This window comes from Vibrio sp. 10N.222.54.A3, from assembly GCF_041474095.1.
In the GTDB taxonomy this organism is placed as follows: Bacteria; Pseudomonadota; Gammaproteobacteria; order Enterobacterales; family Vibrionaceae; genus Vibrio; species Vibrio crassostreae_C.
This window is the reverse complement of sequence record NZ_JBFRTN010000012.1, coordinates 1-14,279: the sequence shown is the minus strand read 5'-3', so window position 1 is coordinate 14,279 and position 14,279 is coordinate 1. Positions and strand designations below refer to the sequence as shown.

At 45.2% G+C, this 14,279-nt stretch carries 28 protein-coding genes; all 28 read right to left on the bottom strand.

The window, feature by feature from the left end:
* Positions 1-156: 156 nt before the first annotated feature.
* On the bottom strand, positions 157-537 hold the full coding sequence (gene rplQ, locus AB4507_RS03285) for a 50S ribosomal protein L17 (RefSeq protein ID WP_004729812.1): 381 nt from the start codon (positions 535-537) through the stop codon (positions 157-159).
* Between the two features lie 24 nt (positions 538-561).
* The gene (locus AB4507_RS03280; RefSeq protein ID WP_004729813.1) at positions 562-1,554 is read right to left on the bottom strand and encodes a DNA-directed RNA polymerase subunit alpha; all 993 of its coding nucleotides are present in this window, start codon (positions 1,552-1,554) and stop codon (positions 562-564) included.
* Between the two features lie 22 nt (positions 1,555-1,576).
* Positions 1,577-2,197, bottom strand: coding sequence for a 30S ribosomal protein S4 (gene rpsD, locus AB4507_RS03275; RefSeq protein ID WP_004738777.1), 621 nt, complete (start codon positions 2,195-2,197; stop codon positions 1,577-1,579).
* Positions 2,198-2,228: 31 nt separating this feature from the next.
* Positions 2,229-2,618: a 30S ribosomal protein S11 gene (rpsK, locus tag AB4507_RS03270; protein WP_004738778.1), complete on the bottom strand. Its 390-nt coding sequence runs from the start codon at positions 2,616-2,618 to the stop codon at positions 2,229-2,231.
* Between the two features lie 19 nt (positions 2,619-2,637).
* Positions 2,638-2,994, bottom strand: coding sequence for a 30S ribosomal protein S13 (gene rpsM / locus AB4507_RS03265; protein ID WP_004738779.1), 357 nt, complete (start codon positions 2,992-2,994; stop codon positions 2,638-2,640).
* A 148-nt stretch (positions 2,995-3,142) separates the two neighbouring features.
* Positions 3,143-3,256, bottom strand: coding sequence for a 50S ribosomal protein L36 (gene rpmJ / locus AB4507_RS03260; RefSeq protein ID WP_000868186.1), 114 nt, complete (start codon positions 3,254-3,256; stop codon positions 3,143-3,145).
* Positions 3,257-3,297: 41 nt separating this feature from the next.
* The gene (secY, locus tag AB4507_RS03255; protein WP_004738781.1) at positions 3,298-4,632 is read right to left on the bottom strand and encodes a preprotein translocase subunit SecY; all 1,335 of its coding nucleotides are present in this window, start codon (positions 4,630-4,632) and stop codon (positions 3,298-3,300) included.
* 20 nt (positions 4,633-4,652) lie between these two features.
* Positions 4,653-5,087 (bottom strand): 50S ribosomal protein L15, encoded by a 435-nt coding sequence (gene rplO / locus AB4507_RS03250; RefSeq protein WP_004736758.1) that lies wholly within the window; start codon positions 5,085-5,087, stop codon positions 4,653-4,655.
* Between the two features lie 5 nt (positions 5,088-5,092).
* Positions 5,093-5,269: a 50S ribosomal protein L30 gene (gene rpmD, locus AB4507_RS03245; RefSeq protein WP_004736756.1), complete on the bottom strand. Its 177-nt coding sequence runs from the start codon at positions 5,267-5,269 to the stop codon at positions 5,093-5,095.
* 7 nt (positions 5,270-5,276) lie between these two features.
* Positions 5,277-5,777: a 30S ribosomal protein S5 gene (gene rpsE / locus AB4507_RS03240; RefSeq protein ID WP_017061307.1), complete on the bottom strand. Its 501-nt coding sequence runs from the start codon at positions 5,775-5,777 to the stop codon at positions 5,277-5,279.
* Between the two features lie 14 nt (positions 5,778-5,791).
* Positions 5,792-6,145, bottom strand: a complete 354-nt coding sequence (rplR, locus tag AB4507_RS03235; RefSeq protein WP_004738784.1) for a 50S ribosomal protein L18 — start codon at positions 6,143-6,145, stop codon at positions 5,792-5,794.
* Between the two features lie 9 nt (positions 6,146-6,154).
* The gene (rplF, locus tag AB4507_RS03230) at positions 6,155-6,688 is read right to left on the bottom strand and encodes a 50S ribosomal protein L6 (protein ID WP_017063712.1); all 534 of its coding nucleotides are present in this window, start codon (positions 6,686-6,688) and stop codon (positions 6,155-6,157) included.
* 10 nt (positions 6,689-6,698) lie between these two features.
* A complete protein-coding gene (gene rpsH, locus AB4507_RS03225) occupies positions 6,699-7,091 on the bottom strand; it encodes a 30S ribosomal protein S8 (RefSeq protein ID WP_017061309.1) in 393 nt (130 codons plus the stop codon).
* Positions 7,092-7,120: 29 nt separating this feature from the next.
* Positions 7,121-7,426, bottom strand: a complete 306-nt coding sequence (gene rpsN / locus AB4507_RS03220) for a 30S ribosomal protein S14 (protein ID WP_004738789.1) — start codon at positions 7,424-7,426, stop codon at positions 7,121-7,123.
* A gap of 16 nt (positions 7,427-7,442) precedes the next feature.
* On the bottom strand, positions 7,443-7,982 hold the full coding sequence (gene rplE / locus AB4507_RS03215) for a 50S ribosomal protein L5 (protein ID WP_004738790.1): 540 nt from the start codon (positions 7,980-7,982) through the stop codon (positions 7,443-7,445).
* 24 nt (positions 7,983-8,006) lie between these two features.
* Positions 8,007-8,324 carry a 50S ribosomal protein L24 gene (gene rplX, locus AB4507_RS03210; RefSeq protein ID WP_004738792.1) on the bottom strand — a complete coding sequence of 106 codons (318 nt, stop codon included), beginning with the start codon at positions 8,322-8,324 and terminating at the stop codon, positions 8,007-8,009.
* Positions 8,325-8,335: 11 nt separating this feature from the next.
* Positions 8,336-8,707 carry a 50S ribosomal protein L14 gene (rplN, locus tag AB4507_RS03205; protein WP_004736740.1) on the bottom strand — a complete coding sequence of 124 codons (372 nt, stop codon included), beginning with the start codon at positions 8,705-8,707 and terminating at the stop codon, positions 8,336-8,338.
* A 162-nt stretch (positions 8,708-8,869) separates the two neighbouring features.
* Positions 8,870-9,124, bottom strand: coding sequence for a 30S ribosomal protein S17 (gene rpsQ, locus AB4507_RS03200; protein ID WP_004736739.1), 255 nt, complete (start codon positions 9,122-9,124; stop codon positions 8,870-8,872).
* Complete coding sequence (gene rpmC / locus AB4507_RS03195; protein ID WP_004736737.1) at positions 9,124-9,315, bottom strand: 50S ribosomal protein L29; 192 nt, start codon at positions 9,313-9,315, stop codon at positions 9,124-9,126. Before rpmC ends, rpsQ begins: the two co-directional genes overlap by 1 nt.
* On the bottom strand, positions 9,315-9,725 hold the full coding sequence (gene rplP / locus AB4507_RS03190; protein WP_004736736.1) for a 50S ribosomal protein L16: 411 nt from the start codon (positions 9,723-9,725) through the stop codon (positions 9,315-9,317). Before rplP ends, rpmC begins: the two co-directional genes overlap by 1 nt.
* 11 nt (positions 9,726-9,736) lie before the next feature.
* Complete coding sequence (rpsC, locus tag AB4507_RS03185) at positions 9,737-10,435, bottom strand: 30S ribosomal protein S3 (protein WP_004736734.1); 699 nt, start codon at positions 10,433-10,435, stop codon at positions 9,737-9,739.
* Positions 10,436-10,453: 18 nt separating this feature from the next.
* Entirely contained in the window at positions 10,454-10,786 is a 333-nt protein-coding gene (gene rplV, locus AB4507_RS03180) for a 50S ribosomal protein L22 (protein WP_004736732.1), read from the bottom strand.
* 10 nt (positions 10,787-10,796) lie between these two features.
* On the bottom strand, positions 10,797-11,075 hold the full coding sequence (gene rpsS, locus AB4507_RS03175) for a 30S ribosomal protein S19 (protein ID WP_004736729.1): 279 nt from the start codon (positions 11,073-11,075) through the stop codon (positions 10,797-10,799).
* A 19-nt stretch (positions 11,076-11,094) separates the two neighbouring features.
* A complete protein-coding gene (gene rplB / locus AB4507_RS03170; RefSeq protein ID WP_010435149.1) occupies positions 11,095-11,919 on the bottom strand; it encodes a 50S ribosomal protein L2 in 825 nt (274 codons plus the stop codon).
* 14 nt (positions 11,920-11,933) lie between these two features.
* Entirely contained in the window at positions 11,934-12,236 is a 303-nt protein-coding gene (rplW, locus tag AB4507_RS03165; RefSeq protein ID WP_004736765.1) for a 50S ribosomal protein L23, read from the bottom strand.
* Entirely contained in the window at positions 12,233-12,835 is a 603-nt protein-coding gene (gene rplD / locus AB4507_RS03160) for a 50S ribosomal protein L4 (RefSeq protein WP_004738803.1), read from the bottom strand. Before rplD ends, rplW begins: the two co-directional genes overlap by 4 nt.
* Before the next feature lie 16 nt (positions 12,836-12,851).
* Positions 12,852-13,481, bottom strand: coding sequence for a 50S ribosomal protein L3 (rplC, locus tag AB4507_RS03155; RefSeq protein ID WP_004736763.1), 630 nt, complete (start codon positions 13,479-13,481; stop codon positions 12,852-12,854).
* A gap of 14 nt (positions 13,482-13,495) precedes the next feature.
* The gene (gene rpsJ, locus AB4507_RS03150; RefSeq protein ID WP_004736761.1) at positions 13,496-13,807 is read right to left on the bottom strand and encodes a 30S ribosomal protein S10; all 312 of its coding nucleotides are present in this window, start codon (positions 13,805-13,807) and stop codon (positions 13,496-13,498) included.
* Between the last annotated feature and the right edge of the window lie 472 nt (positions 13,808-14,279).

The window sequence follows — 14,279 nt, the reverse complement described above, 5'->3', positions numbered from 1 at the left end:
AGATACGAGATACGAGATATTTTTGAAAAATGGCGCAGACAAGACAAGCAAAAAATGCCAAACATCATGGTGCAATTTCTATTGTCTATTCCTTGTTCTACAGACACAAAAAAGCCGAGCTAATGCTCGGCTTTTGTATTAAGAATCTAGTATAGATTACTCAGCAGCTTCTTCAGCAGCTGGGCGGTCTACAAGCTCAATGTAAGCCATTGGAGCTTTATCACCAGTACGGAAACCACATTTAAGAATGCGAGTGTAACCACCTTGGCGAGCCGCGAAACGCGGGCCTAGTTCATTAAATAGTTTTGCCACAACTTCGTTATCACGAGTGCGAGCAAATGCAAGACGACGGTTAGCAACACTGTCTGTCTTAGCTAGGGTAATCAATGGCTCAATTACGCGACGTAGTTCTTTTGCTTTAGGCACGGTAGTTTTAATAACTTCGTGACGAACAAGAGAGCTAGCCATGTTGCTGAACATCGCTTTGCGATGACTGCTGTTGCGGTTGAGTTGACGACCACTTTTACGATGGCGCATGACCTAATCCTTCTAACTTTTCGATTAATCTTCAGCGATTGACGCTGGTGGCCAGTTTTCTAGACGCATGCCTAGAGAAAGACCACGTGAAGCAAGCACATCTTTAATCTCTGTAAGAGATTTCTTACCAAGGTTTGGCGTTTTAAGTAGCTCAACCTCAGTGCGCTGTACAAGATCACCGATGTAGTGAATCGCTTCTGCTTTCAAACAGTTAGCAGAGCGAACTGTTAGTTCAAGATCGTCTACAGGACGTAGTAGGATAGGATCGAATTCTGGCTTCTCTTCCTTCTCCTCAGGTACACGTACATCACGAAGATCTACGAACGCATCCAGTTGTTCAGCTAAAATAGTAGCTGCACGACGGATTGCTTCCTCAGGTTCTAGAGTACCGTTCGTCTCCATATCGATAACAAGCTTGTCTAAATCAGTACGTTGTTCTACACGTGCCGCTTCTACAGCGTAAGCGATTTTATCAACCGGGCTGTAAGTAGCGTCAACTAGTAGACGACCGATAGGACGCTCATCTTCTTCAGTATGGATACGAGCTGAAGCTGGAACGTAACCACGACCACGTTCTACTTTGATACGCATAGCGATCTCAGCGTTGTCATCCGTTAGGTGACAAATTACGTGCTCAGGGTTAGCGATCTCTACATCACCATCGTGGGTGATGTCACCTGCAACAACAGGGCCTGAGCCTGATTTGTTCAGTGTAATAAACACTTCATCTTTGCCTTCAGCAACGCGTACAGCCAAACCTTTAAGGTTTAGAAGGATTTCCAGGATATCTTCCTGAACGCCTTCTTTAGTGCTGTATTCGTGTAGCACACCTTCAATTTCAACTTCTGTCACGGCACAACCCGGCATAGAAGATAGAAGAATGCGGCGAAGAGCATTACCTAGAGTGTGGCCGAAACCGCGCTCTAATGGCTCAAGAGTTACTTTCGCGTGTGTCGTATTGATCTGTTCAATGTCAACAAGACGCGGCTTAAGAAATTCTGTTACAGAACCCTGCATTGTGTCCTCTCTTTTTTTAACCTTACTTAGAGTAAAGTTCGACGATCAAGTGTTCATTGATGTCAGCTGATAGGTCAGAACGCTCAGGCATACGCTTGAATGTACCTTCCATTTTGCCAGCATCTACTTCAATCCAAGTTGGCTTTTCACGTTGTTCAGCAACTTCTAGAGCCGCTTTAATACGAGATTGCTGTTTAGCTTTCTCGCGGATAGAAACAACGTCGTTTGCCGCTACTTTGAAAGAAGGAACGTTTACAACTTTACCGTTAACTAGAATAGACTTGTGGCTAACTAGTTGACGAGATTCAGCACGAGTGGCGCCAAAGCCCATACGGTAAACTACGTTATCAAGACGACCTTCAAGAAGCTGAAGCAGGTTTGCACCTGTGTTGCCTTTAAGACGTGCAGCTTCTTTGTAGTAGTTGCGGAATTGTTTTTCTAGAACGCCGTAGATACGACGAACTTTTTGCTTCTCACGAAGCTGAACGCCATACTCAGATAGACGACCGCGACGAGCGCCGTGTACACCTGGTGCGTTATCAATTTTACACTTGGTATCGATCGCACGGACACCAGACTTAAGGAATAAGTCAGTACCTTCGCGACGGCTAAGCTTAAGCTTAGGACCCAAATATCTTGCCATGATCTTTCTCCAATATTCCTAGAAACGAAACTTAAACGCGACGTTTCTTAGGTGGACGACAACCGTTATGAGGGATTGGTGTCGCATCAACAATGTTAGTGATACGGAAACCAGCAGCGTTCAGTGCACGAACAGTAGATTCGCGACCTGGACCTGGACCCTTAACCATAACTTCCAAGTTCTTTAGGCCATATTCTTTAGCCATTTCACCACAACGCTCAGCTGCAACTTGTGCTGCGAACGGAGTAGATTTACGAGAACCACGGAAACCTGAACCACCTGCTGTAGCCCATGCAAGAGCGTTGCCTTGACGGTCAGTGATAGTTACGATTGTGTTGTTGAAAGAAGCATGAATGTGCGCTACGCCATCAGCTACTTGCTTGCGTACGCGCTTACGCGCGCGAGTTGGTTGTTTTGCCATTGTACTCTACCTTATCCGACTATTTCTTGATCGGCTTGCGCGGACCCTTACGGGTGCGAGCGTTGGTTTTAGTACGCTGTCCACGTAGTGGTAGACTGCGACGATGACGAAGACCGCGGTAACAGCCAAGGTCCATAAGACGCTTGATGTTCATCGATACTTCACGACGTAGATCACCTTCTACAGTGTACTTAGCTACACCATCACGCAGTTGATCGATCTGCTCTTCAGTTAGTTCACTGATCTTAGCATCTTCAGCAATACCCACTTCAGCTAGAATAGCTTGAGAGCGAGTTTTACCGATACCGTAGATTGCAGTAAGTGCAATTACAGAATGCTTATGATCAGGAATGTTAATGCCGGCTATACGGGCCATTATTCACTCCTAAGGGGTTCATAAAAGAATTATCCGCAGCAAAGCCCGTTATGGATACGCTGCGGCATACTACTTCTTTTGCACGCAAAAGGTAGGCCGAGGAATATACTCGACTCTACCTTGTATTTCAAGTAAAAATTTCTGCTAATTAGCCTTGGCGTTGCTTATGCTTTGGCTCACTGCAAATCACGCGAACGACACCGTTACGCTTGATAACTTTACAGTTACGGCAGATTTTTTTAACGGAAGCACGAACTTTCATTGCTAAACTCCGTAAATGGAATCGAAATTGTTACCACCGAATTAACGGCCGTAACCCTTCAGATTCGCTTTCTTTAACACAGAATCATACTGTTGTGACATCAGATGAGTCTGTACCTGTGCCATGAAATCCATGATAACTACCACTACGATTAGTAGTGATGTGCCGCCAAAGTAGAAACGAACGTTCCACGCGACCATCATGAACTCAGGAATCAGACATATAAAAGTAATGTATAGAGCGCCCGCAAGGGTTAGTCTAGTCATCACTTTATCGATATATTTCGCTGTCTGCTCACCTGGGCGGATACCGGGTACGAATGCACCAGACTTCTTCAAGTTATCAGCTGTTTCACGTGGGTTAAACACCAACGCTGTATAGAAGAAACAGAAGAAGATTATAGCTGCTGCATAAAGCATTACATACAAAGGTTGACCTGGGCTAAGAGCTAATGACACGTCAGTTAACCAACCGAACGCGCTGCTTTCACCATTTTGACCAAACCACTGCGCTAATGTTCCTGGGAACAAAATAATACTTGATGCGAAAATCGCTGGAATAACACCTGCCATATTAATCTTAAGAGGCAAGTGAGAGCTTTGTGCTGCAAAAACTTTACGACCTTGTTGACGTTTCGCATAGTTAACGACGATACGACGTTGACCACGTTCCATGAAAACTACGAAGTAAATAACAGCAAAAGACAATACAGCAATCAACAGCAGAAGAAGCACATGCAATTCACCTTGACGCGCTTGCTCGATTGTTTGACCGATTGCAGAAGGCAATCCAGCAACAATACCTGCAAAAATCAGAATGGAAATACCATTACCGATTCCTCGCTCAGTGATTTGTTCACCTAACCACATTAAGAACATGGTACCAGTTACTAAACTCACGGTAGCAATAAGCGTAAACATGGTTTGGTTGATAACAACCAGATTGTCGACCATGTTTGGTAAGCCTGTTGCGATACCAATAGCTTGGAATGTTGCAAGTACAAGCGTGCCGTAGCGTGTATATTGGCTTATCTTACGACGGCCTGCTTCACCCTCTTTCTTGAGTTCCGCTAACGCTGGATGAACTACAGTTAGCAATTGGACTACGATCGATGCCGAAATGTACGGCATGATACCCAATGCTAATATAGATGCACGCTCAAGAGCACCACCGGAGAACATGTTAAACATTTCTACGATGGTACCTTTTTGCTGATCGAACAAATCGGCAAGTACAGCTGCGTCAATACCAGGGATCGGCACAAAAGAGCCGGCTCGGAATACTAAAAGTGCACCAATTACGAATAATAAGCGCGACTTTAGTTCACTTAAGCCGCTCTGAGCACTACGAAAATCTTGTCCTGGTTTCTTAGCCATCTGTACCTCGTTCCTCGAGATTATTCCTCGATTTTACCGCCTGCAGCTTCGATTGCAGCTTTAGCGCCTTTAGTCACGCGTAGACCTTTAACAGTCACAGCTTTGCTTAGGTCACCAGAAAGAACGATCTTAACAAACTCGATGTTCTTAGTGATAACGTTAGCAGCTTTAAGGCTGTTAAGATCAACTACGTCACCTGTTACTTTCGCTAGCTCAGCTAGACGAACTTCAGCAGACACTAGGCTCTTACGAGAAGTGAAACCGAATTTAGGTAGACGTTGTTTTAGAGGCATTTGACCGCCTTCAAAACCTGGACGAACAGAGCCGCCAGAACGTGACTTTTGACCTTTGTGACCGCGGCCACCTGTTTTACCAAGGCCAGAACCGATACCACGACCTACACGCTTCTTAGAAGGTTTAGAGCCAGCAGCCGGTGATAGAGTATTCAAACGCATTCTGATTACTCCTCAATCTTAACCATGTAGTAAACCTTGTTGATCATACCGCGTACGCACGGTGTATCTTCAAGTTCTACTGTATGGTTGATGCGACGAAGACCTAGACCTTTAAGACACGCTTTGTGCTTAGGTAGGCGACCAATTGAGCTTTTAGTTTGAGTTACTTTAATAGTTGCCATCGTGTGCTTACTCCGAAATAGATTCAACAGTTAGACCACGTTTAGCAGCAACCATTTCTGGTGACTTAACGTCTACTAGAGCACCAATCGTTGCACGAACGATGTTGATCGGGTTCGTTGAACCGTATGCTTTAGAAAGTACGTTATGTACGCCCGCAACTTCAAGTACAGCACGCATTGCACCGCCGGCAATAACACCTGTACCTTCTGCAGCTGGCTGCATGTAAACTTTAGAGCCCGAATGACGACCTTTCACCGGGTGGTGAAGAGTGCCTTCGTTAAGCGATACTGTAACCATGTTACGGCGCGCTTTTTCCATTGCTTTTTGAATCGCAGCAGGTACTTCACGAGCTTTGCCGTAACCGAAACCTACGCGACCGTTACCGTCACCAACTACTGTTAGTGCAGTAAAGCTCATGATTCGACCACCTTTAACCGTCTTAGATACACGGTTAACTGCGATCAGCTTTTCTTGCAAATCATTAGCTTGTTGTTGTTCTTTAGCCATCTTCCAACCCTACCTTAGAATTTCAGACCAGCTTCGCGAGCAGATTCTGCTAGCGCCGCTACTCGACCGTGGTATTGGAAACCAGAACGATCAAATGCAACTGAAGCTACGCCTTTTTCAAGAGCGCGCTCAGCAACAGCTTTACCAACTGCTTTAGCTGCATCAACGTTACCAGTGTTCTTAACTTGCTCACGGATCGCTTTTTCTACAGTAGAAGCAGCTGCGATAACCTCAGAGCCGTTTGCCGCGATAACTTGTGCGTAAACATGGCGAGGAGTACGGTGTACTACCAGGCGAGTTGCACCAAGTTCTGCAATCTTACGACGTGCACGTGTAGCACGACGGATGCGAGATGCTTTCTTATCCATAGTGATACCTTACTTCTTCTTAGCTTCTTTAGTACGCACATTTTCATCTGCGTAACGAACACCTTTGCCTTTGTAAGGCTCAGGAGCACGGTAAGAACGAATGTCAGCCGCAACTTGACCTACTACTTGCTTATCGCAACCAGTAATGATGATCTCAGTTTGGCTAGGGCACTCAGCTTTAATACCTTCAGGTAGAGCGTGCTCTACTGGGTGAGAAAAACCAAGAGTTAGAGCTACAGAGTTGCCTTTCATAGCAGCACGGTAACCAACACCCTTAAGAGTTAGCTTCTTAGTGAAGCCCTCAGTAACACCCACAACCATGTTATTAACTAGAGCGCGAGCTGTACCAGCTTGTGCCCATGCGTTAGTAACACCTTCTTTCGGACCGAAAGTTAGGTTGGTTTCTTCCTGTGCAATAACTACGGCGCTGTTAAGAACGCGAGTAAGCTCACCTTTGCTACCTTTTACAGTAACTTCTTGGCCGTTTAGTTTCACCTCTACGCCAGCTGGAATAGCGACAGGTGCTTTAGCAACACGAGACATAATCTACTCCTTAAGCTACGTAACAGATGATTTCACCGCCAAGACCTGCTTTACGAGCAGCACGGTCAGACATCAGACCCTTGGAAGTAGAAACAACTGCAATACCAAGACCACCCATCACTGTAGGTAAAGAGTCTTTATTTTTATAAACTCTTAGACCAGGACGTGATACACGCTTGATTTGCTCGATTACAGGTTTAGCTTGGAAGTACTTAAGAGTAACTTCTAGCTCAGGTTTTGCTTCGCTGTTAACAGCGAAGTCTACGATGTAACCTTCAGCTTTAAGTAATGCAGCAATTGCAACTTTAAGCTTTGAAGAAGGCATTTTTACAGCAACTTTGTTTGCTGCCTGACCGTTACGAACTCGGGTCAGCATATCCGAAATCGGATCTTGCATGCTCATAAGATTTACTCCAAATGATTAAGTGGCAATTACCAGCTAGCCTTACGAAGACCCGGAATCTCGCCTTTCATGCAAGCTTCACGAACCTTAATGCGGCTTAGACCGAATTTACGTAGGTAACCGTGTGGACGACCAGTTTGGTTGCAACGGTTGCGCTGACGTGATGCACTTGAATCACGTGGAAGAGATTGCAGTTTAAGAACCGCATTCCAACGATCTTCTTCAGATGCGTTTACATCGCTAATGATAACTTTTAGCGCAGAACGCTTTTCAGCGAACTTAGCTACTAGTTTTGCACGTTTAGCTTCACGTGCTTTCATTGATTGTTTAGCCATAACAGTAACCCTACCCTTACTTACGGAATGGGAAGTTAAAGGCAGCCAGCAGAGCTCGGCCTTCCTCATCGGAACCCGCAGAAGTCGTGATAGTGATATCAAGACCGCGGACACGATCGACTTTATCGTAGTCGATTTCCGGAAAGATGATTTGCTCGCGAACGCCCATGCTGTAGTTACCGCGACCGTCAAAAGACTTAGCGCTAACACCACGGAAATCACGTACACGTGGAAGTGCGATAGAGATTAAACGCTCTAAAAATTCCCACATGCGCTCACCACGCAAGGTTACTTTACAACCAATTGGGTAGCCTTCACGAATTTTGAAACCAGCTACAGATTTACGCGCTTTAGTGATAAGTGGCTTTTGACCAGAGATCGTTGCCATATCAGCTGCTGCGTTTTCTAGCAGTTTCTTATCGTTGATTGCTTCACCAACGCCCATATTTAGGGTGATTTTCTCAATCCTAGGGACTTGCATGACGCTTGTGTAGCTGAACTCTTTGGTAAGCTCAGCGACTACAGACGACTTGTAGTAATCATGCAGTTTCGCCATAGTAGAACTCCAAATTACTTCTAATTAGTTAGAAACAGTTTCGCCGTTAGATTTGAAGAAACGAACTTTCTTGCCATCTTCGATACGGAAACCGATACGGTCTGCTTTACCAGTAGCCGCGTTAAAAACAGCAACGTTAGAAGCATCAATAGCTGCTTCTTGTTCAACGATGCCACCTTGTTGACCTAGAGCCGGAACCGGCTTTTGGTGTTTCTTAACAAGGTTGATGCCTTCAACGATAACTTTACCAGTTGTCAGAACCTTAGTTACTTTACCTTTCTTGCCTTTATCTTTACCAGCAAGAATGATTACTTCGTCATTACGACGGATTTTAGCTGCCATATTGCCGCTCCTTACAGAACTTCAGGTGCTAGTGATACAATCTTCATGAATTTCGCGTTACGAAGTTCACGAGTCACAGGACCAAAGATACGTGTGCCGACTGGTTGCTCAGTAGTGTCATTTAACAATACACAAGCATTACTGTCGAAGCGAATGACAGAACCGTCTGGGCGACGAACGCCTTTACGGGTGCGCACTACTACCGCCTTCAGAACATCACCTTTCTTTACTTTACCGCGAGGAATCGCTTCCTTCACTGTAACCTTGATGACGTCACCGATATGTGCATAACGGCGGTGAGAGCCACCCAGAACCTTAATACACATTACCTTGCGCGCGCCAGAGTTATCTGCTGCGTCAAGTGTACTTTGCATCTGGATCATTGTTAGTGCTCCGCTAAATATTAAAACTAGACCCTCTCGGGTCGGGCTGCCTCTTTAAAAGGGACGCGAATTGTACCACCCTTTTTTTAAATTGGGTAGACAAAAAACAAGCGGCTCCAAAAAATAATTTGGAGCCGCTTATAAGTTATAGAATTACAAAGATTAAATCTTCGCTTTTTCTAGAACTTTAACCAATGTCCAAGACTTAGTCTTAGACAGAGGACGACACTCAGCGATTTCAACTTTGTCGCCTAGGCCACAAGTGTTGTCTTCGTCGTGTGCGTGTACTTTAGTCGTGCGTTTGATGAACTTGCCGTAAATCGGGTGTTTTACAGTACGTTCAATAGCAACAACGATAGACTTGTCCATCTTGTCACTTACTACACGGCCTTGCTGGATGCGGTTAGTTTCGCTCATTATGCGCCTGCCTTTTCAGTCAAAACAGTTTTCACACGTGCGATGTCACGGCGTACAGCTTTTAGAGTATGAGTTTGCTGAAGTTGACCAGTTGCAGCTTGCATGCGCAAGTTGAACTGTTCACGTAGCAAATTCAATAGCTCAGCGTTAAGCTCTTCAACGTTCTTTTCGCGTAGATCTTGTGCTTTCATCACATCACCTGCTTAGTTACAAAAGTAGTTTTAACAGGCAGTTTACGTGCCGCTAGGCGGAACGCTTCACGTGCCAACTCTTCAGGTACGCCATTCATCTCGTACATAACTTTGCCTGGTTGGATTTGAGCAACCCAGTACGCAACTGAACCTTTACCTTTACCTTGACGAACTTCAAGAGGCTTTTCAGTAATCGGTTTGTCTGGGAAAACACGGATCCAGATTTGACCTTGACGCTTAATGTGACGTGTCATAGCACGACGTGCCGCTTCGATTTGACGTGCAGTCAGACGACCACGGCCAACAGCTTTAAGACCGAATTCGCCGAAGCTTACTTCAGTACCTTTAGCTAGACCACGGTTACGACCAGTCATAACCTTGCGGAACTTAGTACGTTTTGGTTGTAGCATCGTTCGACTCCTTACTTACGGCCTTTACGCTGCTTCTTAGGCTTATCGCCTTTTGGCTCTACTGCGTTAGCAGCTGGCATACCGCCTAGAATCTCACCTTTGAAGATCCAAACTTTAATGCCGATCACACCGTATTGAGTGTGAGCCGAAGAAGTTGCGTAATCAATGTCTGCACGTAGAGTGTGTAGAGGCACACGGCCTTCACGGTACCACTCAGAACGTGCGATTTCAGCACCGCCAAGACGGCCGCCTACTTGTACTTTGATGCCTTTAGCGCCTAGACGCATAGCATTTTGTACCGCACGCTTCATTGCACGACGGAACATAACACGACGCTCTAGTTGAGACGCGATGCTATCAGCTACAAGCTGACCATCTAGCTCAGGCTTACGTACTTCAGCGATGTTAATTTGCGCTGGTACACCTGCGATTTTAGCTACAGCTGCGCGTAGCTTCTCTACGTCTTCACCTTTCTTACCGATAACAACGCCAGGACGAGCAGTGTGAATAGTCACACGGATGCTCTTAGCTGGACGCTCGATAACGATACGAGATAATGATGCTTTTTGTAGTTCCTTTGTAAGGAACTGACGTACCTTGAAGTCGCCGTCTAGGTTGTCAGCGAATTCGTTGGTATTAGCAAACCATGTAGCATTCCAAGGCTTAACGATGCCAAGACGAATACCATTAGGATGTACTTTCTGACCCATTGCTTACTCTCCTAGTCTTTAGCGATCTGCTACAACAATAGTGATGTGGCTTGAACGCTTCAAGATACGATCCGCACGACCTTTAGCACGAGGCATAATACGCTTCATGATAGGGCCCTCATCTACGAAGATTTTAGCGACATTTAGATCGTCGATATCTGCACCTTCGTTATGTTCCGCGTTAGCGATAGCTGACTCAAGAACCTTCTTAACTAATACAGCAGCTTTTTTGTTGCTGAAAGTTAGAATTTCTAGAGCTTGGTCTACCGACTTACCGCGAATTTGGTCTGCAACTAAGCGAGCTTTCTGTGGAGAAATACGAGCAAAGTTATGTTTAGCTAAAGCTTCCATCATCTACTCCTTATTTCTTCTTAGCTTTCTTATCTGCAGCATGACCGCGATAAGTACGAGTTGGTGCAAATTCGCCCAGTTTGTGACCGATCATTTCTTCGGTAACGAAAACTGGAACGTGCTGACGACCATTATGGACAGCGATGGTCAAACCAATCATTGTTGGGATGATCATTGAGCGACGGGACCAAGTCTTAATAGGCTTTTTGTCTCCGCTTTCCACCGCTTTCTCTACCTTCTTCAGCAAGTGTAGGTCAATAAAAGGACCTTTCTTGAGAGAACGTGGCATGGCGATTCCTCTTTATAAATTATTTAGTGCGACGACGTACGATGTACTTGTCAGTGCGCTTGTTCTTACGAGTCTTGAAGCCCTTAGTAGGAACGCCCCAAGGAGAAACTGGGTGACGACCACCAGATGTGCGGCCTTCACCACCACCATGTGGGTGATCCACCGGGTTCATTACTACACCACGTACGGTTGGACGTACGCCGCGCCAGCGTGAAGCACCAGCTTTACCAAGTTCACGTAGCATATGCTCAGAGTTACCAACTTCACCGATCGTTGCACGACCTTCAGAAAGAACTTTGCGCATCTCACCAGAACGTAGACGGATAGTTACGTATGCACCATCGCGAGCGATGATTTGAGCATAAGCACCAGCCGAACGAGCTAGTTGAGCACCTTTACCAGGCTTAAGTTCAACACAGTGTACAGTAGAACCTACTGGGATGTTGCGCATCGGCAGAGTGTTACCTGCTTTGATTGCAGCATCTACGCCAGATTGAATCTGGTCGCCTGCGTTAACACCTTTAGGTGCAATGATGTAACGACGCTCACCGTCTGCGTACAGAACTAGAGCGATGTTAGCACTACGGTTTGGATCGTATTCTAGACGCTCAACTTTCGCTGGGATGCCATCTTTAGTACGTTTGAAGTCAATTACACGGTAATGGTGCTTATGACCACCACCGATGTGACGTACTGTAATACGACCGTTGTTGTTACGACCACCGTTCTTAGAGTTTTTCTCTAGAAGTGGTGCGTATGGCTTACCCTTGTGTAGGTCAGCGTTAACAACTTTAACGACGTGACGACGACCAGGGGAAGTCGGCTTACATTTAACAATAGCCATTTTTACTACTCCTGTTATTCCGCGCCGCCAACGAAGTCAAGATCTTGACCTTCTTTCAAAGTAACGTAGGCTTTCTTAACGTCTGAACGACGGCCTTCACGCATACCTTGACGTTTGGTCTTACCCTTTAATACAAGAGTATTTACAGACTTAACTTCAACTTCAAATAGCTTTTCTACAGCTGCTTTGATCTCTTTCTTAGTTGCATCTTTAGCTACTTTGAAAACGATAGTGTTCGCTTTCTCAGCTGCCATAGTTGCTTTTTCAGAGATGTGCGGAGCACGTAGAACTTTTAAGATACGCTCTTCAGTGATCATGCTAGCATCTCCTCAACTTGCTTAACTGCGTCAGCAGTCATTAGAACCTTGTCGAAAGCGATTAGTGATACTGGATCAACACCAGCAACATCACGTGCATCTACTTTGTATAGGTTACGAGCAGCTAAGAATAGATTTTCATCTACTTCGCCAGTCACAATCAGAACGTCGCTTAGCTCAAGCTCTTTAAGCTTAGCTACAAGTTCTTTTGTTTTTGGTGCTTCTACAGAGAAGTTATCAACAACGATTAAACGCTCTTGACGAACTAGCTCAGAAAGAATGCTCTTCATAGCACCGCGGTACATTTTTTTGTTTACTTTTTGGCTGTGATCTTGTGGTTTCGCAGCAAAAGTAACACCACCTGTACGCCAGATTGGGCTACGAATTGTACCAGCACGTGCGCGGCCAGTACCTTTTTGACGCCATGGCTTAGCGCCACCGCCAGATACTTCAGAACGAGTCTTTTGAGCACGAGTACCTTGACGAGCACCTGCTGCATATGCAACAACTACTTGGTGTACAAGAGCTTCGTTGAAGTCACGTCCGAAAGTAGTCTCGGAAACAGTTAGTGCATCAGCACCTTTAACCATCAATTCCATTACTTACTCCTAGACGTTATGCTTTAACAGCAGGTTTTACGATCACGTTTCCGCCTGTTGAGCCCGGTACTGCACCTTTAATAAGGAGTAGATTGCGCTCAGCGTCAACACGTACGATCTCTAGGTTTTGAGTCGTTACACGCTCAGCACCCATGTGACCTGCCATTTTCTTGCCTTTAAACACGCGGCCTGGAGTTTGACATTGGCCAATTGAACCCGGTGCGCGGTGAGACAAAGAGTTACCGTGAGTCATATCTTGAGTAGAGAAGTTCCAACGCTTGATAGCGCCTTGGAAGCCTTTACCTTTAGATGTACCAGTAACGTCTACTTTTTTAATTTCGTTGAAAAGTTCTACGTTTAGCTCAGCGCCAACTTCAAACTCTTCGCCGTTTTCTAAACGGAATTCCCAAAGACCGCGACCTGCTTCTACACCCGCTTTCGCGAAGTGACCAGCTTCAGGTTTAGTTACACGGTTAGCTTTCTTAGCACCAGTAGTTACTTGGATTGCTGCGTAGCCGTCTGTCTCAAGAGTTTTAACTTGAGAAATACGGTTCGCTTCAACCTCAACAACAGTTACTGGGATAGAAACGCCTTCTTCAGTAAATACGCGGGTCATACCCACTTTACGTCCGACTAGACCAATCATTATTCTTATCTCCCTTAACCTAGGCTGATTTGAACATCAACGCCAGCTGCAAGATCAAGACGCATTAGAGCATCAACAGTTTTATCTGTTGGCTCAACGATGTCGATCAAACGCTTGTGAGTACGGATTTCGTACTGATCACGTGCATCTTTGTTGACGTGTGGAGAGGTAAGAACAGTGAAACGCTCTTTACGAGTAGGAAGTGGAATAGGACCACGAACCTGTGCGCCAGTACGTTTTGCTGTTTCAACGATTTCCGCAGTTGAAGCATCGATTAGCTTGTAATCAAACGCTTTAAGGCGGATACGAATACGTTGGTTCTGCATGAGACAGAGCTCCAATTATTAAAAATTACACAAACAATATCGCCACTCAAACCCGATAAAACGAGAGAATGCCGATTGATTTATGTGAAACCGTAGCACCCAAAATTAGGACGCATTGTCAGTTAACTTTTGAAGTAAACAAGAAGTTTACTATTTTTATTAACCGCGAACATAAGCTGAGTATACATTACTAGGTAAGACCTACTCCTCAGTGCTCATTGGTTCACAACCAGCGTTAGCCAGTGCGATGCATTATACAGATCACACTTTAGTATGCAAGTAGTGTTGGAAAAATAATCGCAATTTATTGGAAGTTGGTTTTGTATCGAGAGGGAAGAAGACAGATGGAAGGTAATATTTCTTTTGAAAAAACAAAAGGGAAGCCGAAGCTCCCCTTTTCAGATGCGTGCTCTTCTAATGAAGAGAGTGCAAAAATCTAAATGCTATTAAGCGAAGATTTTAGCTACAACAC